This is a genomic window from Kitasatospora sp. NPDC048540 (genome assembly GCF_040651175.1).
Taxonomy (GTDB): domain Bacteria; phylum Actinomycetota; class Actinomycetes; order Streptomycetales; family Streptomycetaceae; genus Kitasatospora.
In genome coordinates, this window is the sequence record NZ_JBEZIR010000038.1 from 1 (window position 1) to 20855 (window position 20855).

At 73.9% G+C, this 20855-nt stretch carries 14 protein-coding genes and 2 pseudogenes; 10 read left to right on the plus strand and 6 right to left on the minus strand.

Annotated elements, in window-relative coordinates; genetic code table 11:
• Positions 1-77: 77 nt before the first annotated feature.
• From AB0D08_RS17235 to AB0D08_RS17255, 5 genes are all read right to left on the minus strand, one after another.
• Positions 78-1373 carry an AMP-binding protein gene (locus AB0D08_RS17235; RefSeq protein ID WP_033819963.1) on the minus strand — a complete coding sequence of 432 codons (1296 nt, stop codon included), beginning with the start codon at positions 1371-1373 and terminating at the stop codon, positions 78-80.
• Between the two features lie 50 nt (positions 1374-1423).
• On the minus strand, positions 1424-3127 hold the full coding sequence (locus AB0D08_RS17240) for a class I adenylate-forming enzyme family protein (protein ID WP_359889596.1): 1704 nt from the start codon (positions 3125-3127) through the stop codon (positions 1424-1426).
• Between the two features lie 9 nt (positions 3128-3136).
• Positions 3137-4777, minus strand: a complete 1641-nt coding sequence (locus AB0D08_RS17245; protein ID WP_359889599.1) for an aromatic amino acid ammonia-lyase — start codon at positions 4775-4777, stop codon at positions 3137-3139.
• Positions 4778-4877: 100 nt separating this feature from the next.
• Positions 4878-5408 (minus strand): flavin reductase family protein, encoded by a 531-nt coding sequence (locus AB0D08_RS17250; RefSeq protein ID WP_051812177.1) that lies wholly within the window; start codon positions 5406-5408, stop codon positions 4878-4880.
• Complete coding sequence (locus AB0D08_RS17255) at positions 5405-6973, minus strand: 4-hydroxyphenylacetate 3-hydroxylase N-terminal domain-containing protein (RefSeq protein ID WP_359889601.1); 1569 nt, start codon at positions 6971-6973, stop codon at positions 5405-5407. The genes AB0D08_RS17250 and AB0D08_RS17255 overlap by 4 nt, the downstream gene beginning before the upstream one ends.
• A gap of 548 nt (positions 6974-7521) precedes the next feature.
• Here AB0D08_RS17255 and AB0D08_RS17260 point away from each other — a divergent pair.
• From AB0D08_RS17260 to AB0D08_RS17280, 5 genes are all read left to right on the plus strand, one after another.
• Positions 7522-8205 carry an LmbU family transcriptional regulator gene (locus AB0D08_RS17260; protein ID WP_359889604.1) on the plus strand — a complete coding sequence of 228 codons (684 nt, stop codon included), beginning with the start codon at positions 7522-7524 and terminating at the stop codon, positions 8203-8205.
• A gap of 125 nt (positions 8206-8330) precedes the next feature.
• Complete coding sequence (locus AB0D08_RS17265; RefSeq protein WP_359889606.1) at positions 8331-9545, plus strand: prephenate dehydrogenase; 1215 nt, start codon at positions 8331-8333, stop codon at positions 9543-9545.
• Positions 9546-9797: 252 nt separating this feature from the next.
• Entirely contained in the window at positions 9798-10589 is a 792-nt protein-coding gene (locus tag AB0D08_RS17270; protein ID WP_033818996.1) for a ParA family protein, read from the plus strand.
• Entirely contained in the window at positions 10586-11515 is a 930-nt protein-coding gene (locus AB0D08_RS17275) for a hypothetical protein (RefSeq protein ID WP_359889609.1), read from the plus strand. Before AB0D08_RS17270 ends, AB0D08_RS17275 begins: the two co-directional genes overlap by 4 nt.
• A 299-nt stretch (positions 11516-11814) precedes the next feature.
• Positions 11815-13047 carry a serine hydrolase domain-containing protein gene (locus AB0D08_RS17280; RefSeq protein ID WP_359889611.1) on the plus strand — a complete coding sequence of 411 codons (1233 nt, stop codon included), beginning with the start codon at positions 11815-11817 and terminating at the stop codon, positions 13045-13047.
• Here AB0D08_RS17280 and AB0D08_RS17285 read toward each other — a convergent pair.
• Positions 13044-14024 (minus strand): helix-turn-helix domain-containing protein, encoded by a 981-nt coding sequence (locus tag AB0D08_RS17285; RefSeq protein ID WP_359889613.1) that lies wholly within the window; start codon positions 14022-14024, stop codon positions 13044-13046. The two genes, AB0D08_RS17280 and AB0D08_RS17285, sit on opposite strands and share 4 nt — an antisense overlap.
• 104 nt (positions 14025-14128) lie before the next feature.
• On the opposite strand from AB0D08_RS17285, the gene AB0D08_RS17290 reads away from it, so the two are divergent.
• From AB0D08_RS17290 to AB0D08_RS17310, 5 genes and pseudogenes are all read left to right on the plus strand, one after another.
• Positions 14129-15160 (plus strand): saccharopine dehydrogenase NADP-binding domain-containing protein, encoded by a 1032-nt coding sequence (locus tag AB0D08_RS17290; protein ID WP_359889616.1) that lies wholly within the window; start codon positions 14129-14131, stop codon positions 15158-15160.
• A 269-nt stretch (positions 15161-15429) separates the two neighbouring features.
• Positions 15430-15975, plus strand: a pseudogene (locus tag AB0D08_RS17295) (carbohydrate binding domain-containing protein); the annotation flags it as partial.
• A 189-nt stretch (positions 15976-16164) separates the two neighbouring features.
• A pseudogene (locus tag AB0D08_RS17300) lies at positions 16165-17145 on the plus strand (chitinase); the annotation flags it as partial.
• A gap of 352 nt (positions 17146-17497) precedes the next feature.
• On the plus strand, positions 17498-19093 hold the full coding sequence (locus tag AB0D08_RS17305) for a serine hydrolase domain-containing protein (protein ID WP_359889619.1): 1596 nt from the start codon (positions 17498-17500) through the stop codon (positions 19091-19093).
• Between the two features lie 890 nt (positions 19094-19983).
• On the plus strand, positions 19984-20739 hold the full coding sequence (locus AB0D08_RS17310; protein WP_359889622.1) for a hypothetical protein: 756 nt from the start codon (positions 19984-19986) through the stop codon (positions 20737-20739).
• Positions 20740-20855: the final 116 nt, after the last annotated feature.

Consider the following 20855-nt stretch of genomic DNA (forward strand, 5'->3'; position numbering starts at 1 on the left):
GCCGTTCGCCGCCGACGCCCGGGCCGCGCTGGCCGCCCACGCACCGGAGGCGCTCGGGGTGCCGGGCCGGGTCGGGTTCAGCAGGTGAGGACCGCGGCGTCCCAGTCCTCGTCGGCGGCGAACAGCCTGCGCGGCTTCATCGCGTCGAGCCGGTTGGAGAGCAGCTCCAGCGGCACCAGGGTCCCGACCGGAACGGTCTCGACCCGGACCGGCACCCCGAGCGCCTCCGGTGCGTGGGCGGCCAGCGCGGCCCGGGCGTCGGCGGCGAACGGCGGCGCGGCCTCGATCTGCACGGTGAGGGCGTCCGCCCCGGCGCGGGCCCGCCAGAACATCACCCCGTACTCGGCGGGGAGCCCGAACACCGCGTCCTCGACCTGGCGCGACGTCACCGAGCCGCCGGCCACCGGGATGTCGCTCCCGGCCCGGCCGAGCACCCGGATCGTCGGCAGGTACCAGCCGCAGGGGCAGTCCTGCGAACGCAGCTCGACCAGGTCCTCCAGGTCGTAGCGCAGCAGCGGCATCGCCTCCCGGAACAGCGGGGTGAGCACCAGCTGTCCGACGCCCTCGGCGGAGATCTCGCCGGTGGCCGGGTCGCGGACCTCGGCCAGCACCCGGTCCGCCCACAGGTGCATCCGCCCCTGCGGGCAGGTGCCGGCCAGCGAGCCGATCTCGGTGCAGCCGTACTCCTCGACCACCGGCACGCCCCAGATCGCGGCGATCCGCTCCCGCCGGACCGGCCCGAGCGGCTCGCCGCCGACGTACAGCGCGCGCAGCGCCGGGAAGTCCTCGGCGGGCCGGTAGCCCGCGAGCTGCGCGCCGGCCGCCCACACCAGGGTGTCGCTCGGTGTGGACCAGGTGAGGCTGACGTCCAGGTCGTGCAGGGCGCGGACGATCCGCGAGTACGGGGCGGCCAGCGAGCGGCAGTCCCCGGCGACCACGGTGGCGCCGGTGGCCAGTGCGGCCTGGTGGGCCAGGTGGCCGGCCAGCACCAGGGCGTACGGGATCCGCACCAGCAGGGTGTCGTCGGCCGTCATGGGGACCGACTTGCGGGCGAAGCGGTCGGTGAGGTCCGTCCACTCGGCCGCGGTGTAGTACGAGGGGGTGGGAACGCCGCTACTGCCACTGGACTCGTGATAGGTGGCGAGCTCCCGGCGCTCCACGGCGAGCATCCCGAACGGGTAGCCGGCGCGCAGGTCGTCCTTGCGGGTGACCCCGAGGTCGGCCAGGGCGGAGGGCTGACGGCCCGCGAGGCGCTCCCGGTAGAACGGGGAGCGCATGGCCCGCTCCAGGACGGTGTCGAGTTGCTTGGACTGGATCCGGCCGAGCTCCTCGAAGCTGGTCCAGTCGCCGATCTGCGGCAGTGGGGCGGGCATCGCCGGCCTCCTCCTTCGTTCGGGTCGGGCGCGCGCGTTCGGCGCGCCGTTCAGCTCGCCGGGTGCGGCGCGCTCGCGGGGGCCGCCGCTGCGAAGGCGCGGCCGGGCAGGGCCGGCAGGCCGGCCAGGTCGGCGTACCGCTCCCGCAGCACGCGCTTGAGCACCTTGCCGGTCGCGCCGACCGGCAGGTCCTGCTCGGCGGCGCACTCCAGCAGGGCGAGTTCCGGCTGGCCCGCCGCGCGCAGGGCCTTGCCGGCCCGGGCCAGCAGCTCGGCCGGGTCGGCCCCGGGCTCGCGCAGCCGGACCACCGCGACCGGGACGGTCCGGCCGGTGTGCCGGCCCGCGACCACCGCGCAGTCGGCGACCTCCGGCAGGGCGAGCAGCAGGGTCTCCTCCATCAGCACCGAGTAGCCCGGGCCGTCCGCGGTGTGGATCGCGTCGACCACCCGGTCGACGTGGAAGAAGTCGCCCCCGGCATCCCGCCGGACCAGGTCCCCGGACAGGAACCAGGTGCCGATCCGGCTGCGGTAGGTGGTGTCGGAGTCGTTCCAGTAGCCGGGCGTCACCGCGGGGCTGTCCACGCCGAGCATGCCGACCTCGTCCGGCCCGGCCTCGCTGCCGTCCGGGCGCAGCACCGCGACCCGGGCGGGCGGTACCACCCGGCCGAGGTGGCGCGGGCGTGGCGGCGAGTCCGGGGTGAAGACCCGGCCCAGGGCGTTCCAGCCGAGTTCGGAGGAGCCCAGACCGTCGCCGAAGAACGAGCCGGGGCGCCGTTCGCCGTCCGCGAGGTGGTACCCGAGCCGCATCAGGGTGCGCACGTGCCGGTCGTGCGCGGCGTCACCCATGTTGATCCAGTAGCGCACCGAGGCGAAGTCCTCCTCGCGCAGTTCCGTGGTGGCCAGCGCCGCGTGGGTCTGGTTGAACGCCAGCACCAGGGTGGGCCGGTAGCGGGCGACCGCCGCCGCCACCTCGGGGCCGCCGGGCCGGGACAGCGCGATCAGCGGGACCCCGGCGAGCAGGCAGTAGAGGGTGAACGCGGTCGCCCCGGCGTGCGACTGCGGTGCGGCGGACAGGATCCGCACGTCCGGCGCCTCGGCCCGCTCGGCGAGCCGGGCCCGCAGGCCGGCCACGCTCTGGGCGTGGGTGTGGACGACCGGCTTGGGGTCGCCGGTGGTGCCCGAGGAGTGGCAGATCAGCACCGGGTCGTCGGGGGCGTGCCGGTAGCAGGCCGCGTCCGGGAGCGGTCGGTGCGTCAGTCCGGTGGCGTCCTCGGCGGTGCGGGTCCAGGCGACGCCGGCCCCGGCCTGCCGCCCGGCCAGCTCCGCCAGGTGGGCGCGGTCGGTGTACAGGCCGACCGGGGCGGTGCGGCGGATCAGGCCCAGCGCGGTGTCGACCGGCATCCGGCCGTTGACCAGGACGGCGATGGCGCCGATCCGGGACAGCGCGGCCAGGTGCAGCTGGTCCTCGAACGAGTCGTCCAGGTACACCGCGACCCGGTCGCGCGGCCGGACCCCGAGGTCGAGGTACCAGCCGGACCACGCCTGGGCGAGGTCGTCCAGTTCGGCGATGCTGAACTCGGCCTGCAGGCGGCCGTCCAGGCCGGTCAGCGGCCGGTCGGCGAGCAGCACCTTGGCGTCGGGGGCGGGGCTGTGGCGGCGGGCGGCGGCCCAGGCGTTGCCGCCGCCGATCCCCTGGTCCGCGGCGAGCCGCCGGCGGTGCTCCAGGTCGAGCAGGGCGTCCGTGCTCAGTACCATGACCGCCCCTCAGGCCGCGACGCGCGCGGCGTCGGTGAGTGCGCCGGTCCGGATCAGCTCGACCACGGCGGCGATGTCCTGGTCCATCCGGCGGTCGTGCCCGACGAACGGCGCGTGCTTGCGGACCAGGTCGTACACCGCCCGGGTGCGCGGGCCGGCCAGCTCGGGACCGCGCAGGTCGAGGGCCTGGCAGGCGGCCAGCAGGTGGATCGCGGCGGCCTCGCGGACCAGCTCGACGACGGTGTTGGCCTCGCGGGCGGCGATCGCGGACATCGAGACCTTGTCCTGGTTGTGCGCCTCGGTGGACCGGGAGAACACGCTCATCGGCCCGGAGGTCTTCAGTGCCTCCGCGGTCAGCGCGGAGCAGGCGATCTGCATGCCCTTGAAGCCGTGGTGCAGCCCGGCGTTCCAGTCGTCGTCGGCGAACCGGGGGATCAGGTTCGGGGTCAGGCCGTTGTTGAACTTCTCGTCGACCATCAGCTCCAGCTGGCGGTCCAGCAGGTCGGCGATGTTGGCGACGGCAACCTTGAGCGAGTCCATCGCCTGCACCACGTGGCCGCCGTAGAAGTTGCCGCCGCTGTGCACGGTGCGGGCCTCGACGTCGAACAGCGGGTTGTCGTTGGAGGAGTTGATCTCGGTCTCGACCCACTGCCGGGACCAGTCGAGGGTGTCCCGCAGCACGCCGGTGACGTGCGGGGCGCAGCGGATCGAGTAGCGGTCCTGGATGCTGCGGCGCAGCTGCTGGAAGCCCCGGTCGGCGAGGTCGTCGTTGAGGTCGACCACCTGGCTGTGCGAGCGGGCCAGCTCCGATCCCTCCAGCAGGTCGCCGATGGTGCGGGCGCTGGTCAGCTGGCCGGGGTGCGGCTTCTGCTCGTGGATGAAGGCCGCGAAGTGGCCGCGGTTGCCGAGCAGCGCCTCGCTGGCCAGCGCGGTGCAGATGTCGGCGACCTCGGCGAGTTCGGCGGCGTCGGCCCAGGCCCGCACGGACCAGGCGGAGCTGAAGGAGGTGCCGTTGATCAGCGCGAGGCCGTCCTTGGCCTCCGGCCGCACCGGCTCCAGGCCGAGTTCGGTGAAGACCTCGGCGGCGTCGCGCAGGGCGCCGTCGTGGCGGACCAGGCCCTCGCCGATCAGGGTCGAGGCGACGTAGCACAGCGGGACGAGGTCGCCGCTGGCGCCGACCGAGCCGCGGGAGGGGATCTGCGGCAGCACGTCGTGGCGGATCAGGTCGAGCAGCCGGGCGACGATCTCCGGGGTCACCCCGGAGCGGCCGCGGGCCAGGCAGTTGCCGCGGATCAGCAGGGTGGCCCGGACCACGTCGTCGGGGGCCGGCGCACCGGTGCCGTTGAGGTGGTAGCGGATCATGTTGTACTGCAGCTCGACGGCCTTCTCCGGGGAGATCTGGCGGGTGACGCTGTCGCCGAAGCCGGTGGTGACGCCGTAGATGGGCTTGCGGTCCGCGATCAGCTCGTGCTTGAGCTCGCGGGAGGCGGCCATCGCCCGGGCCGCCTCCTGGGCCACCCGGAAGTCGGTGCCGGGGTTGCGCATGGCGTGGACGACGTCCTCGATGGTCAGCGTCCGGCCGTCGATGGCGCGCCGGGTGTCCGGGCCGGCCGGGGCCGGCTCGCTGCGGGTGATTTCAGAAATGGTCATGACAGAGAGCTCCTCGACGGTGGAACGGGACAGGCGGGTGTGACGGGGTGGGTGCGGCCGGGCGCGGCCGCCGTACGGACGGCGGGGCCGCGGCCGCGGGTCAGGCGTCGAACCGTCCGCGGTGGAAGACCAGGGGCCGGGCCGGCCGCCGGGTGAGGCCGACCACCCGCCCCACCACCAGTACGTGGTCGCCGACCGTGACGCAGCGGTCCAGCTCGCACTCGATCACCCCGGGCGCGTCCGGCAGGGTCAGGCAGCCGGTGGCCGCCCCCTGGACCCAGCCGGTGACCAGCTCCGGGCCGGGCCGCCGGTCCGCGGGCAGCGCCAGCGTGCGGGCCACCGGGCCGCTGCCCTCCGGCAGGATCGACGCGGCCCACACCCCGGTCGCGGACAGCGAGCGCAGGAAGGACGAGTCCTCCCGCAGGTACATCGAGACCAGCTGCGGGCGGAGCGAGACCGAGGTCAGCGAGTTGACCACGATCGCGTCGTGGCCGGCGTCGGGGCCGCGGCCGGCCCGGGTGGTCACCGCGCAGACCCCGGTCACCAGCTCGCCCATCACCTCGCGGAAGGCCTGCTCGCCGCCGTCGGTGCGCGGGTCGGGGCCGCGCCGCTCGACCCGGGTGCCGCTCACGGCTTGCCGGCCCGGCGGCCGGCCGCGGGCCCGGCCACCACGACGGCCTCCGGGTCGGTGAGGTCGTCCGCCCGCCAGCCGGTGACGTCGTACTCGGCCAGGCACGCGTCCACCAGTGCCTTGCACTCGTCCAGGCCGCCGGTCGCCCGGTAGCGCTGGAACGCCTCGATCCGGATGTTCTCGTGGTTGCCCGCGTAGTTCATCTCGTACAGCTCCCAGCGGCCGCCGAAGTCACTGCCGACCGAGTCCCAGATGAGCTTCATCAGCTTCACCCGGTCGATCGCCTCGACGCCGTGCCGGCCCCGGATGTAGCGGTCGAGGTACGGCCGCAGTTCGGGCGTGGCCCAGTCGCTGGCGTGCGAGTTGTTGTAGATCAGGGCGCTGCCGAGGTCGCGGAAGAAGATCTCCCGGATCTTCGGGTAGACCGTGGAGGCGAACATCCGGTACGCCAGCGCGCTCTCGCTGTTGGGCATCACCGAGCCGTCCGGACGGACCACCGGATTGTGCACCATCGAGTCGACCAGCCCCCACAGGACGTGTCGGTAGCCGAGCAGTTCGCCGAGCCTGGTCTGCACCCCGCGGAACTCGATCGCGCCGGTGGTGTCCAGACCCTTGGTCAGCAGCCCGGTGAGGAAATCGAGTTTGACGGCCAGCCGGACGCAGCCGTGCAGCATCGAACGGAAATAGAAGCCGGAGCCGGTGAAGAACCGATTCGCCTTCTCCACGTCGTAGCAGAACACGTTCTCCCAGGGCACCAGCACCTCGTCGAACACCAGGATTCCGTCGTTCTCGTCCATCCTGCTGCTCAGCGGCTGGTCGAACGGACTGCCCGCCACCGTGGCCTGGTACTCGTACGAGGCCCGCGAGATGATCTTCACGCCCGGCGTGTTGGTCGGCACCATGAAGTAGCAGGAGAGGTCCTTGGCCCCCTCGGGGACCTGACCGTAGTTGGCGACGAAGATGTACTGGGTCAGCGCCGCACTGGTGCCGACCACCTTCGCCCCCGACACCACCAGGCCCGCGTCGGTCTCCCGGCACACCGACAGGTGGACGTCCCGGAGTTCGGTGACGTCCCGGTCCCGGTCGACCGGCGGGTTGACGATCCCGTGACCGATGAAGATGACCTTCTCCTGGGCCTCGCGGTACCAGCGCGCCGCGTTCGCCTCGAACGGCGCGTAGTGCTGCGGATCCGCACCCAGGGTCGCCAGGAAGGCCGCCTTGAAATCCGGTGTGCGCCCCAGCCAGCCGTACGACATCCGCGCCCACTCGGCCATCGCGCCGACACCGGTGCGCAGGTCCTCGGCCGAGCGCGGCACCTTGTAGTAGGGGTGCGTGAAGCCGCCGTTCCCGGTGTCGGTGGGGACCGTCAGCCGCCCGCGGCGCTCCGGGTCGTGCAGGGCGTCGTACAGCCGGGCCACCATGCGCGCGTTGTTCCGGAACGCCGGATGGGTCGTCACATCCTTGACCCGCTCGCCGTACGCCCACACCTCGCGCCCGTCGCGGAGGCTCTCCAGATACTCGTCCCCCGTGTACGGCCGGACCGAATTCTGTGCCTCGTCCGCCATTTTCACGCCTTCCCGATCATTCTGCCGGAATTTCCTCGCGCCCGAGGACCGCGGATCAGCGGTCCACGGGAAATCGGGTCCGCCGCGGCCGCACCGGATCCGGCGGCCCATTCGCATTTCCTCTGCGGCTCCCTCGCCGACGGAAACTAATATTCGGCGTCGAAGGGTGTCAAGGAATCCGCGGACCGGCCCTGCGCAGGCAACCCGACGACCGGGCACCGGTCCTGACGGTCAGTCCGGGCACCTCTCCGGCTGTCCCGCCGGCAGGACAGGCGGAGCGCGGTGACGGCCTCGCCGACCCGCGGCCGACCCGCTCCGACCCGCTCCGACCAGCGCCGCGGCACCCGGGACCGGGCCGCCGGGCGGACCGTTTCCCTGTTTCCCGGTGGAGTCAACCGGTCAACACTGGTCACGCCCTCCGGCCGGGGCCATTCTGGCTGCGGGGGCCGGCGCTTCGCACCAACACGAAGGAGCGTCCGGGAGCGGGGGAAACGACAACTCCCACCGCCGTCCCTGCTCAGGTGGAAGACGACGGACGGATGAGAAACGTGAGCACCACCAGGACCGAACCAACAACGGGACAACGTCACCCCCTCGACCGCACCACCCGCCGGACGGCCCCCCACGGCCCCACCCGGCACCTGCCCGCCGCCGAACCCCGGACCCACCGCGGACAGCAGATCCTCACCACCCGGGTCGGCCTGCGGTTCCCGGCCGCACTCGCCTTCGAGACCTGGGAGCAGGCCGGCGCCAAGCTGTTCGAGACCGCCGACTCGTTCGCCTGGTGCCTCGGCGACTGGCTGGTCTACGGCCAGGACAAGTACGGCGACCGCTACCGCCGGGCGATCGACACGGCCGGTCTCGACTACCAGACGCTGCGCAACTACGCCTGGGTGGCCAGGAAGTTCACCATGGACCGACGGCACCCGGAGCTCAGCTTCCAGCACCACGCCGAAGTCGCCCCGCTCGACCACGCCGGGCAGGACCTCTGGCTCGCCCGCGCCCACGAGAACCGCTGGTCCAAGAGCGAGCTGCGCCGCCGACTGCGCGCCGCCCGCAACCCCGTCCCGGTGAGCGCCCCGGCGAAGCTCCCCGACCTGACCCTTCCCGCGCAGGCCATGGACCGCTGGCAGGCCGCGGCCGGCCGGGCCGGCGTACCGCTCGACGACTGGATCATCACCACGCTGGAGCAGGCCGCGGCGGCCGCGGCGCAGCCGGTACCGGGCCCCTGACCCGGCTGTCCCCGACCGGCCGACCCACCGCCGCCCGCACCGGCCGCACCGGCCGCACCGGCACCGCCCGCGCCGCCCGCACCGCCTGCGGCACACCCGAGACCCCGCCCCGGAAGGTGGCTGTGATGCGAACCGCCCTGGTCGTCGGCACCGGCCTGATCGGCACCTCGGTGGGCCTCGCACTGCGCGCCCAGGGGGTCGACGTCCACCTCTTCGACACCGACCCGGCCGCGCTGCGGGCCGCGACCGCACTCGGCGCCGGACGCCCCGGGCCACCACCGGGCCGGGGCCGGCCGCCCGCGGCGGACGGCGTGGACATCGCCGTGGTGGCCGTCCCGCCGGACCGGGTCGCCGGAGTGCTGGCAGCGCTGCAGAAGGACGGCACGGCCCGCGCGTACACCGACGTGGGAGCCGTCAAACTGCTGCCCCGGCAGCAGGCGCTGGCCCTCGGCTGCGACCTCTCCAGCTACATCGGCGGCCACCCGATGGCGGGCGAGGGCCGTGCCGGACCGCTGGCCGCCCGCGCCGACCTGTTCCGCCGGCACCCGTGGGTGATCACCCCGACCGGCGCGACCGAGGACGCCGTCCTCAACCGCGCCCTGGAACTGGTCGCCCTGTGCGGCGCCACCCCGGTGATCGCGGACGCCGCCGAACACGACCGGGCCGTCGCCCTGGTCTCGCACGCCCCGCTGCTGCTCGCCGCGCTGGCGGCGGGCCAGCTGACCCCGGATCAGGAGTTCGCGCTGCGGCTGTCCACGCAGCCCGCGTACCCGGCCACCGGCGGCGCCGAAGGGGACACCGCCCGGTCGGCGGAACTGCTCACCGCCAACGCCGAGGCGGTCGCCGACGTCCTGGAGCGGATCGGCGACCGGCTGCGGGTCGGCATCACCGCACTGCGCACCCTGGCCGCCGGAACCGGAGCCGGGACCGGGACCTCGACCGGAGCCGGGACCAGGGCCGGCCCGGCGTCCGACCGCGCCCGCGACGAGGCCCGGCGGGCGGCCGCCACCGACCTGCGGCAGCTGCTGGCAACCGGCGCCGCCGGCCGCGCCCGGATCCCGCCGCCCGCCGCGACCGGCCGGGCGGCCACCCTGGGCGTGGTGGTGAGCGACCGGCCGGGCGAACTGGGCCGGCTGTTCTCCGACGTCGCCGCGGCCGGCGTCAACATCGACGACGTCCGGCTCGACCACCTGTCCGCCGGACCCGGCGCCGCCGTGCGGCTGACCGTGCCCGCCGCGACCGCCCTGCACCTCACCGACCGGCTGCGCGAGGGCGGCTGGACCACCCTCACCGGCCCCCGTCCCCCGCAGCCGTCCGGCGACGGCGCGGGCCGGTCGTGAACACCGCGCTCGACCCGCTGTGCCGGGCCCCGTACCCACCGCGGCCGAGCCGCCCGCACAGCGGTTCCCGCTCCCGCACCCGAGCCCCACCCGAGCCCGAGCCCGAGCCCGCACCCGGCCGCCGCCGCCCCACCGCCGTCCGGGTGTTCCTCGCCGGGGCCGAGCAGCCGTCGGCCCTGTTGGGTGATCGGATAGTTACTCTGCGAGCACGGCCCACGTCAGGGCGGCCGGAGCGGCACAGAGGGAGTGCGGATGCGGATTGCGGTGTGTCAGAACAAGGGTGGTTCGGGGAAGTCGGCGATGGTGGTGAACCTCGCCGCCGCGCTCGCCGAGGGCGGCGACGAGGTGGACGTGGCCGACGTCGACCCGCAGGGGAACTCCTCCCGCCGGCTGGGCGCCCGGCCGGACGCCGACCAGATGACGATCAGTGAGGCGATCAAGTGCGACGCCCTGGGCGCCGCCCGGGACGCCTACGTCCCCTGCGGCTGGGGCGGGATCTACGGCAGCCGGATCCGCGTCCTGCCGGCCCGGTTCGAGCTGGAGAACCGGATCTCCGAGGCCGGTACGGTCGGCGCCGTCAAGCGGCTCCGCCGGGCGCTGGCCGGCTGCGACGACCGCCGGATCACCCTCCTCGACTGCCCGCCCTCGCTCGGGCACCTGACCCAGCTCGCGATGGTCGCAGCCGACGTGGTGCTGATCGTGGCGGAGCCGGAGTTCGACGGGATCGAGGGCGCCGTACGGGTGCTGAACTTCGTCCGCGACCACGCCGACGACCTCAGCAACCCCCGGCTCAGGGTGGCGGGCGTCGTCCCCTCGCGGGTCCGGACCGGCCTCGGCGTCCACGACTTCCAGATCGACGGCCTGGACAGTTGCTTCCCCGGCCTGGTCTGGGCCCCGCACATCAGGGAACGGGCCGTGGTCAAGGCCGCCGCCGACTCGGTGGCGCCGCTCCGTTCGCTGCGCAGCCAGCCCGCCCGCGAGGTCGCGGACGACTTCGCCAAGCTCGCCACCCGGGTCAAGGACCTCCAGGAGGCCGCCGCATGAGCGAGCGCCCGCGCCTTCAGCGTCCCGACGGCAGCGCGGCCCTGACCGGCCCGGAGACCCTGCTGATCGGCAACCGCCCGGGCAGCCGCCGGGCAGCCGTCCCCGCCGCTGCCACCGGTTCCCCCGGCCCGGCGGGACCGACCGGCCCGGCGGGGTCCGCCGGGGCCACCCTCCGGCCGGACGGCCTCGGTGAGTGCACGCTCGCCGAGCTGGAGGCCCGGGTGGCCGCCGCCCAGGCCGAAGGCATGGAGGCCGTCCGACAGGCCGAGGCGCAGTTCGAGGCGGACAAGCAGACGGCCCACACCCGGTTCGCCCAGCAGGCCGGACCCGCCCTGTGGGAGATCCACGACCGGAAGCTCTACCGCTCCACCCACAGCACCTGGGAGGAGTACCTCGGCGACCGCTGGGGCCTGTCCCGGTCCTATGCGCACCGCCTGCTGGAGATGATCCCGGTCCAGGCCGCGCTGTTGCCAAATCCGGCTTTTGGCAACCTCGTGCTCCGCGAGTCCCAGGCGCGGGTGCTGGTCCCGGTCCTGCGCGAGTACGGCCCCGCGCAGGTCCGGGAGGTGGTGGAGAAGGCGCTGGCCGACGGCGCCAGGCCGACCGCCAAGGCGCTGACCGCCGCCCGTACCGAACTGGGCTACGCCCCCGTGACCGTCGGCGAGTGGGCACCCGGCGAGCCGTCGGACCGGCCCGCACCGGCACCGGACCTGGAGGACAGCCGGCTCGCGCTCGGCGACCTCGAGCGGCTGGCCGGCGTCCTGCGGGCCGCCCTGCGCGATCTGCCGGGCTCCCTGCCCGCGACCGCCGCCCGCGGGTTCCCCGACGAGACCCGGGCAGCCGTCGCGGACCTGCGCCGGCAGCTTCGCCGAGCGGCGGCGCTGGTCGGGACGGACCTGGTGGAGCGCCAGCCGGTCCACCCGTAACGGCCCCGCGGCCGGGTCGTCCGTGACCCGGCCGCTCGGCCGTCGGACCCCGGGCGCCTCCCCGACGAACGCCGCCGGCCGACGGCACCGGCCACCACCGGCCACACCACCCGCCGCCACCCGCCGCCACCCGCCGGCGGGCGGTACCGGGAGGACGGGCCGGGGCCGGGGCAGGACCCAGGGACCGTGGTGCCTCCGAACGGGTGGACTCGCCGGATCCCGCACCGGACCGGGATCACGGCCCGGGGACCGGGTGGTGACGTTGGCACCCGAGTCCCCGACCCGAAGGAAGCGCCGACGTGAGCCGTTCCCCCTCCCGCCGCCTGTTCACCAAAGCGCTGTTCGCGGCGTCCGTGCTGTCCCCCGTGGCAGCGGCCCCCGCCACGGCCGCGGAGCCCGACACAACCGCAGCACCCGACACGGCCGCAGTGCCCGACGCGGCCGGCCGGTCCTCGGACGACGGCCCGGCGGACGGATTCGGTCCCGAACTGACCGCGCGGCTGGACCGGGCCGTCGAGGACACCCGCCGACAGGCCGGCATCCCCGGTGCCGTGGTCGGGCTGTGGTTCCCGGAGCGGGGCAGCTACGTCCGCGCATCCGGGGTCGCCGACACCGCGACCGGTACCCCGATGACCACCGGCGTCTTCAGCCGGATCGGCAGCGAGACCAAGACCTTCACGGTCACCGCGCTGCTCCAACTCGTCGACGAGCACCGGATCGGCCTGGACGACCCGATCTGCGCCTACGTCGACGGGGTGCCCGACGGTGAACGGATCACGCTCCGTCAGCTCGCCGGGATGCGCAGCGGCCTGTTCCCGTTCACCTCCGACCCGGACTTCATCCAGGCGCTGGAGAACGACCCGGCGCGCTCGTTCACCCCGCAGGAGACGCTCGCGTACGGCTTCAAGCACGCGAACACCTTCGCGCCGGGCGAGACCTTCCAGTACTGCAACAGCAACCTCGTGCTGCTCGGCCTGGTGATCGAGAAGGTCAGCGGCCTGCGCCTGGCCGACTTCATCGACCGGCGGGTGCTCCGCCCGGCCCGCCTGCGCCACACGCTGCTCCCGAGCGGGACCGAGTTCCCGCAGCCGCACGCCCACGGCTACACCGACCAGACGCCGAGCGGGGCGGTCGCCGACTCCACCGGCTGGAACCCCAGTTGGGCCTGGGCCGCCGGAGCGATGATCTCGAACCTGCACGACCTGCGCCGTTGGGCCGAGACCGTCGCCACCGGCACGCTGCTCAGCCCGCGGACCCAGGCGGAACGGCTCACCATGCTGCCGACCGGCTTCCCCGGGACCTGCTACGGCCTCGGCATCTTCGAGACGGGCGGCTGGATCGGGCACAACGGTTCCATCCCGGGCTACGAGAGCGTCACCGTGTACCTGCCCGCCCAGCGGGCCACCATGGTCCTCCTGCTCAACACCGACATCAGCTCCGGCGGCCAGGAGCCGAGTTCGCCGCTGGCCCGGGCGCTCACCGAGATCGTGACCCCGGACAACGTCTACGACCGCCCGGTCCCGCCCCGCTAGGCCGTGCCGATCCCCGTGCCGGGGCGGGTCCCTGCACCCGCCCCCGCACGGAAGGTGCGCCGGTAGGTGTCCGGCGGAACGCCGACCGTCCGGTTGAAGTGCCGGCGCAGCGTCGTGGCGGTGCCCATGCCGGTGGCCGCCGCGATGGCGTCGACGGTGTCGTCGGAGTTCTCCAGCAACTCCTGGGCGTGGCGGATCCGCTGGGTCAGCAGCCACTGCAGGGGCGTGGTGCCGGTCACCGCCCGGAACTGCCGGCCCAGGTTGCGCGGGCTCATCCCCGCCCGACGGGCCAGGTCCTCGACGGTCAGCGGCTCGTCGAGCCGTTCCATCACCCAGGGGAGCAGCGCGGAGAGCGGGTGGCCGGTCCGGGCCGGTACCGGCGTGGTGACGAACTGGGCCTGCCCGCCGGCCCGGTGCGGGGGCACGACCAGGCGGCGGGCGACCACGTTGGCAATCGACGAACCGTGGTCGAGCCGGACCAGGTGCAGGCACAGGTCCATCGCGGCCGCCTTGCCCGCGGAGGTGAGCACGCTGCCGTTGTCGACGTAGAGCACGTCCGGGTCCACCTCGACCCGGGGGTAGCGGTCGGCCAGCGCCTCGGTGTGCGCCCAGTGGGTGGTCGCGCGCTTCCCGTCCAGCAGGCCGGCCGCGGCCAGGACGAACGCGCCCGTGCACAGGGAGGCCACCCGTGCGCCTGCCTCGTGGGCCGCGCGCACCGCGTCGACCAGGTCGGCGGGCGGCGCCTCGTCGACGTCGGCCAGCGCGGGGACGATCACGGTGTCGGCGCGCCGGAGCCGGTCGAGCCCGCCGTCGGGCTCGACCCGGAACCGGCCGACCCGCACGGCGTCGGACCCGCAGACGGCGACGTCGTACCAGGGGCCCGCCACCGCCGCCGGGGCGGAGCCGAAGACCTCGTAGGCCACGGACAGTTCGAAGTGCAGCATCCCGTCGGTGACGGCCAGTGCCACAGTACCCATGTCCGGAACTGTACGGGCCATGGCGTTCCGGACACTCACGGCGGATCGTCCGTCCCACCAGAATTGGCCGCGCCGGATCGATCCGGCACGAGAGGGAGGGTCTCATGGGACAGGCCAGGACTGTGGCGGTGTTCGGGGCGTACGGACACACCGGACGGTTCGTGGTGGCGCGGCTGCGGGAGCGCGGGTTCCTCCCGGTGCTCGCCGGGCGCGACCCCGGCAGGCTGGAAGCGCTGGCGGCGGCCCATCCCGGCAGCGAGCCGCGTCCCGCGTCGGTCGACGACCCGGCCTCGCTGGACCGCGCCCTGGCCGGGACGGCGGCGGTCATCAACTGTGCCGGCCCCTTCGCCACGACGGCCGCACCCGTGATCGAGGCGGCGCTGCGGGCCGGGATCCCGTACGTCGACGTGGCGGCCGAGATCGAGGCCAACGTCGACACGTTCGCGCGATTCTCGGACCGCGCCCGGGCCGCCGGGGCGGTCGTCGTGCCCGCGATGGCCTTCTACGGCGGACTCGGCGACCTGCTGGCCACCACCGCGATGGGCGATTGGACGGCTGCCGACGAGGTGCACATCGCGTACGGGCTGAACGGCTGGCACCCCACGGAGGGGACGCGCGCCGCGGGCCGGGTCTCCCGGGAGCGGCGGGGCGGCCGCCGGGTCCGCTTCGCCGACGGGCGGCTGGAGTACCGCGACGACGCCCCGCCCACCCTGGAGTGGGCCTTTCCCGACCCGATGGGCCCCCGGGCCGTCGTCGGGGAGTTCACGATGGCCGACGCCGTCACCGTCCCTCGCCACCTGTCGGTCCCCGAGGTGCACAGCTACATGACGGTGGAGGCGGTCCGGGAGCTGTCGGCCCCGGACACCCCGGCGCCGACCCCGGTGGACCGGGACGGACGGTCGGCCCAGACCTTCCTGGTCGACGTCGTGGTCCGCTCCGGCGGCGCCGAGCGGCGAGCCGTGGCGACGGGTCAGGACATCTACGCCGTCACCGCCCCGCTGGCGGTGGAGGCGGTCGAGCGCATCCTCACGGGACGGACCAGGACGGCCGGTGTCGCCTCCGCGGGCGAGATCTTCGACGCACCCGACTTCCTCCGGTCGCTCTCCGCGCACCTCTCCCTCGACCTGCACGGGTGACGGACCTCTACCCGCCGGACTCCACCGGCGGCCCTCGACGCCCGTACGCCGCCGGGACGGCCGGGCCGACGCCCCGTCATGAGCGTTGGCGCGCGGGCCCGGGCCGCACCCCGCCACAATTGGTCCAGACCTATTGACGGGCACTGCCACCGCTCCTACGATCCGGATCGGCACAGCCCCACATGTCCCCACCTCACCCAGAGCCGGGCGCCACGCCCCCACGCGTTGGTCATGTCCATGACGCACGCTCGGCGGGAAGGGAGCGCAACATGTTCCGTCGAAGGTCGCGTACCCCACGTCCATCGGGCGGCATCCGCCCCGGCAGCGAGCGGGCCGGCGGCCCGCCGCCGCGAGCCGCCCACCCCCAGCACGGACCGACCGCCCTGCGACGCTCACTCGCCGGGGTGAGCGCCGCAGCCGTCATCGGAGCCGGCCTCGCTGTGGCCGGCACCGTCACGGCGGGCGCCGCCACCCCCAACCTGGTGGCCAACGCGGGATTCGAGAGCGGGCTCTCCGCCTGGAGCTGCTCCGGCGGCTCCGGGGTGGCGGTCAGCAGTCCGGTCCACTCCGGCGCCTCCGCCCTCAAGGCGACGCCGAGCGGCCAGGACAACGCCCAGTGCAGCCAGACCATCAGCGTCCAGCCCAACTCCCAGTACACGCTGAGCGCCTACGTCCAGGGCAGCTACGTCTACCTGGGCGCCACCGGCACCGGCCTCACCACCGCCCCGTCCACCTGGACGCCGAACAACGCGTCGTACGGCCAGCTCAGCGTCGCCTTCACCACCGGGTCGACCACCACCTCGGTGACCGTCTACCTGCACGGCTGGTACGGACAGCCCGCCTACTACGCGGACGACGTGTCGCTCACCGGTCCCGGCGGCAGCAGCCCCAGCCCGTCGACCAGCCCGACCACCTCCACCAGCCCCTCACCGTCCGCCAGCCCGTCCAGCAGCCCCACGCCTTCCAGCAGCCCGTCCACCAGCCCTTCGAGCAGCCCCACGTCGTCCACCAGCCCGACCTCACCGGGCGACACCTGCGCGACCAAGCCCAAGCCGTCGGGCAAGGTGCTGCAGGGCTACTGGGAGAACTGGGACGGCGCCGCCAACGGCGTCCACCCCGGCATGGGCTGGGTCCCCATCACCGACAGCCGGATCGCCGCCCACGGCTACAACGTCATCAACGCCGCCTTCCCGGTGATCCTCTCCGACGGCACCGTGCTGTGGCAGGACGGGATGGACGCGGGCGTCAAGGTCTCGACCCCCGCCGAGATGTGCCAGGCCAAGGCGGCCGGGGCGACGCTCCTGATGTCGATCGGCGGCGCCGCCGCCGGCATCGACCTCAGCTCCAGCACCGTCGCCGACAAGTTCGTGGCGACCGTCGTCCCGATCCTCAAGAAGTACAACTTCGACGGGATCGACATCGACATCGAGACCGGCCTGTCCGGGAGCGGCAACATCAACACGCTCTCCGCCTCCCAGTCCAACCTGATCCGCATCATCGACGGCGTCCTGGCCCAGATGCCGGCCGGCTTCGGCCTCACCATGGCCCCCGAGACCGCCTACGTCACCGGGGGAAGCGTCACCTACGGGTCGATCTGGGGCTCCTACCTCCCGATCATCAAGAAGTACGCCGACAACGGGCGCCTGTGGTGGCTCAACATGCAGTACTACAACGGCAGCATGTACGGCTGCTCCGGCGACTCCTATCAGGCCGGCACCGTCCAGGGCTTCACCGCCCAGACCACCTGCCTCAACAACGGCCTGGTCGTCCAGGGCACCACCGTCAAGGTGCCGTACGACAAGCAGGTGCCCGGCCTGCCGGCCCAGCCCGGCGCGGGCGGCGGCTACATGACGCCGAGCCTGGTCGGCCAGTCCTGGAACGCCTTCGGCGGTTCGCTCAAGGGGCTGATGACCTGGTCGGTCAACTGGGACGGCTCCAAGGGCTGGACCTTCGGCGACAACGTCAAGTCCCTGCAAGGACGTTGACGCCCGGCTGAGCGCGGACCCGGGGCGGGCCCGGGAACCTCGGCAAGGCGGGGCCCGGGAGAGCCACCTACTCCCGGGCCCCACCCGGCCCCGATCCGCCGACCACCGAGAGCCACCCCGTGCCGTACTGCCGTGCCCCACCGCCCCGGACCACGATCCGGTGCCGCTGATCGGATGACGTCACGCCCGGCCGACGGAGTGTCCGGCGGCCCGCCGCACGGGCCTGGATAGCTTGTCGGGGCGGCCCTCGGCCTGCCCGGAGGGTGGCCGGCCGCACGGTTCAGGCAGCAGTGGGTGACCGCCGGGTGCCCCGGCGGCTCCCGCCCGAAGCAGTGAAGTGAGGGGAACGCCGGTGGGGCTCGACGCCGCGACCGCTGTCTCGTCGACCACCTCGACGCGCAGGACGCTGCTCAAGGGACTGGCAGCAGCCGGATTGGGCGCCGGGCTGGGAGCCGCGCCGTCCCCGGCGCGGGCCGCGGACGCGTCCGACGGGACAGCAGCGGCGGACGGATGGGACGCCTTCGCCGCCCAGGTGCGCGCGGAGTTCGCCGCCATGGAACTGGTCGGCGCCGCGGTGGCCGTGGTCAGCGCGGACCGGGTCCTGCTCACCCTCCCGCTCGGCGTACGCGACGCGGAGAGCCGTACGCCGGTCACACCGTCGACCCGGTTCCTGGTCGCCTCCACCACCAAGTCGATGACCTCGCTGCTCGCCGCGGCCTACGTCGACCGCAGGCAGCTGGCCTGGGACCAGCGGGCGGTCGAGGCCTGGCCCGGTTTCCGGGCTCCCACCGATGAACTGACCCGTTCCCTGCGGGTCCGCGACCTGCTGGGGATGGCCACCGGCATCGACGAGCCGCCCGCCCTGTCCGGCCTCCACGAGGGCGACCCGACCGCCCCGCAGCTGCTCCGCTCCGTGGCCACCCTCCCGGTGGTGGCGCCGCCGAACACCGAGTTCCACTACAACAACACCGTGTACTCGGCCGGCGGCTACCTCCCGCTGCTCGCCGACGGCGTCTCCGCCGACCTCCTGACCGGAACCTTCGCCGACGAGATGCGCAGCCGGGTGTACGGTCCGACCGGCATGGCCGGCGCGCGAATCGCGGACGACCCGCGCGGCCTGGTCACCGACTTCATGCGCGGCTACGGCCCCGACCTCACCGGCGCCAACCGGCCGCTCGCCTACGGGCCGGTCGGCAGCTACGCCCCGGCGGGCGGCACCCTCGCCTCGCTCGACGACATGGCCGCCTACGTCCGGCTGCAACTGCGGCGCGGTGTCTCCGCCGACGGCCGCCGGGTGGTGTCGGCGGAGAACCTCGCCGAGTGCTGGAAGCCGCACATCCCGGTCCCCGTCTCGCCCGACCTCGATCCGGACGTCACGGCGTCCGGCTACGGGATGGGGTGGATCAGCAACCGGTTCTGCGACGGCACGTCGCTGATCTGGCACAACGGCGGGATCGACGGCTTCGCCTCGTACATCGGCTTCCTGCCCGAGCACGACCTCGGGCTGGTCGTGCTGAACGGGATGAACCCGGCCCCGACCGGGCTGTTCTTCTACCTCTACGTGCTCAACCTGCTGCTCGGCGAGCGGTTCGGCCTCAACAAGGGCGTCACCGCCAAGGTCCACACCGCTTACCTGGACGCCCTGGAGGCCCTACGCGCCCTCGGGAGCCGCACCTTCCCGACCGACCCGGGCGCCACCGCGCCCTACCTGGGCCACTACGAGGGCGGCTACCGGCTCACCCGCAGCGGCCCCGACCTGTCGCTGCGCCTCGGCCCGCGCACCATGCCGCTCGGTGTCCTGGACGACGGCAGCTACGTGATGACCGGCGGTCCGCTGGTCGGCAACCCGGTCCGGCTCGGCCGCGACGTCGACGACACCCCCCGCATCGAGGTGGTCGGCCTCGAGACCGTCCGCCGCACCGTCGGTCCGGCGACCCCCGCCGGATAGCCGCCCGGCGCCAGGCCCCGGGCGCGCCACGTCGTGCCGGGTAGCGCCGCGTCGTGCCGCAGCGCGTCCGTGCCTTGGCTGCGCATCACCCGGGGCTCGCCCGTACGGTGCGTCCAGGACCGCCGACGACAGGCGTACCGCCATCTGCGTTCCGGAGCTGGACCTGGCGGCCGATCCGGGCCTGCTGGTGTCCGAACTGCTCGACCGGATGCTGGAGTTTCCGCATGTCCGGCTGGTCGTGGAAACGTCGTCCGCCGGCAGCCCTACGACAGGCTCGTTCGCTGCGGTGGCAGAACCCGCCGTGCTGAACCTGGATCACCCGCAGTGGACGGACCGGGCGCGCTTCACCGCTTGGTGCGCCGAGGTCGGCGCGGATCCGGACGCCTATGCCGTGCCGGGTTCGGCCCTTGGGCCCGCGTCGGCGCCGGTCCCGGCCCTGGACCGTTCGGTGGAACTGATCGCCCGGGTGCCCCGCAGCTCCGACGGCTCGCTCGACCTGCGCGCAGCCGACGAAGAACTGCTCTCGGACCTCTGGACAGCGGCTTCCCGTGCGGGTGACCTCGGACCACTGGCGGCGGACCCGATGCTCCACGCGCTGGCCCGCCCGGCGGCGGTGACGGCCGCGACCGAGAGGCGGGACGACGCGATATCCCGGGCCTGGGATGCTGCGGGTCCTGCCGTGATCGACGAACCCGACCCCGGAATCAGGGCGGCCGTCCTACGAACGCGGCTGCTGGGTGTCGACACTGTCGCCGCGTCCACGCCGGCCGGTCCGGCCGCCGGGTGGGCCGGGCGATGGGCACGATGGCGGAGGGCCGAACAGGAGGGGTGGCCAGGACCTGCGGTCGCAGTCGCGACCGGCTCGGCGCAGTACGCATCCCGGTTTCCTGGTGGCCGATCCGAGCGGTTGGGTGCGAACCTACGACGCCGCCACCGGACGTCGGCTCGGCAGCATCGTGGTACCCGCGCCACGACCTTTGCGCGGGCCGGCGGTCACGGCCGGCGGTTCCATCGTGCTTCTCGACGGGTGGGGTGGGACGGAGCTGGTTGCTCCGGCCGAGCCACGGCCTGGGTTGGAACCGTACGCGCTGACCGAGGCGCTCGAAGCAGTGAAGACTTCCTCCGCTGAGCTGTGCGCAGTGGCGGCGATCGGTCGGCTCCCACTGGCCGCACCGGCCTTCGGGGACGCGGAAGGCACCGTGCACTGGTACGGGAGTGGCCGGGTCGTCAGCGGGAAACTCCACCAGGGCCCTGTGACCGCGCTGTCAGGCACCGCCCTGGGCGGTCACGGACTGTACGACCCGGAAATACCCCTGCTCGTGAGCGGTGGTCTCGACGGCGCCGTACGAATCTGGGGCCCTTACTCCGATCCGATGGCCGAACCGACCGACCGACGCGCCTGCCCGGTAACAGCGGTGGCCGTCAGTACGACGGCGGCCGGCCCGTTGGTGGCCGCGGCCTGGTCCGATGGGCTCGTCCGGCTGCGGAGCCTGAGCAGGAGTGGCGAAGTGCACGACCTGCGGCTCGGCTCGGAGATCTGGTCGATGGGGCTCACCGGCACCCTGGTGATGCTCGGCATGCCGGACGGCGTAGCAGTGATCGACATACAGACCCGCGCCACCGTCCCGCGCCCAGGCCGCCCGTGACCGTGGCACAGCCATCGTCGACGCCCGAGGCAGATGTGTGGCCGGTACTGCCACTGATCTCCTCGCGGCTCCAGATGCGCTGTCACCTCAACCCGCCAGGCCGGGTCGGCACCTGG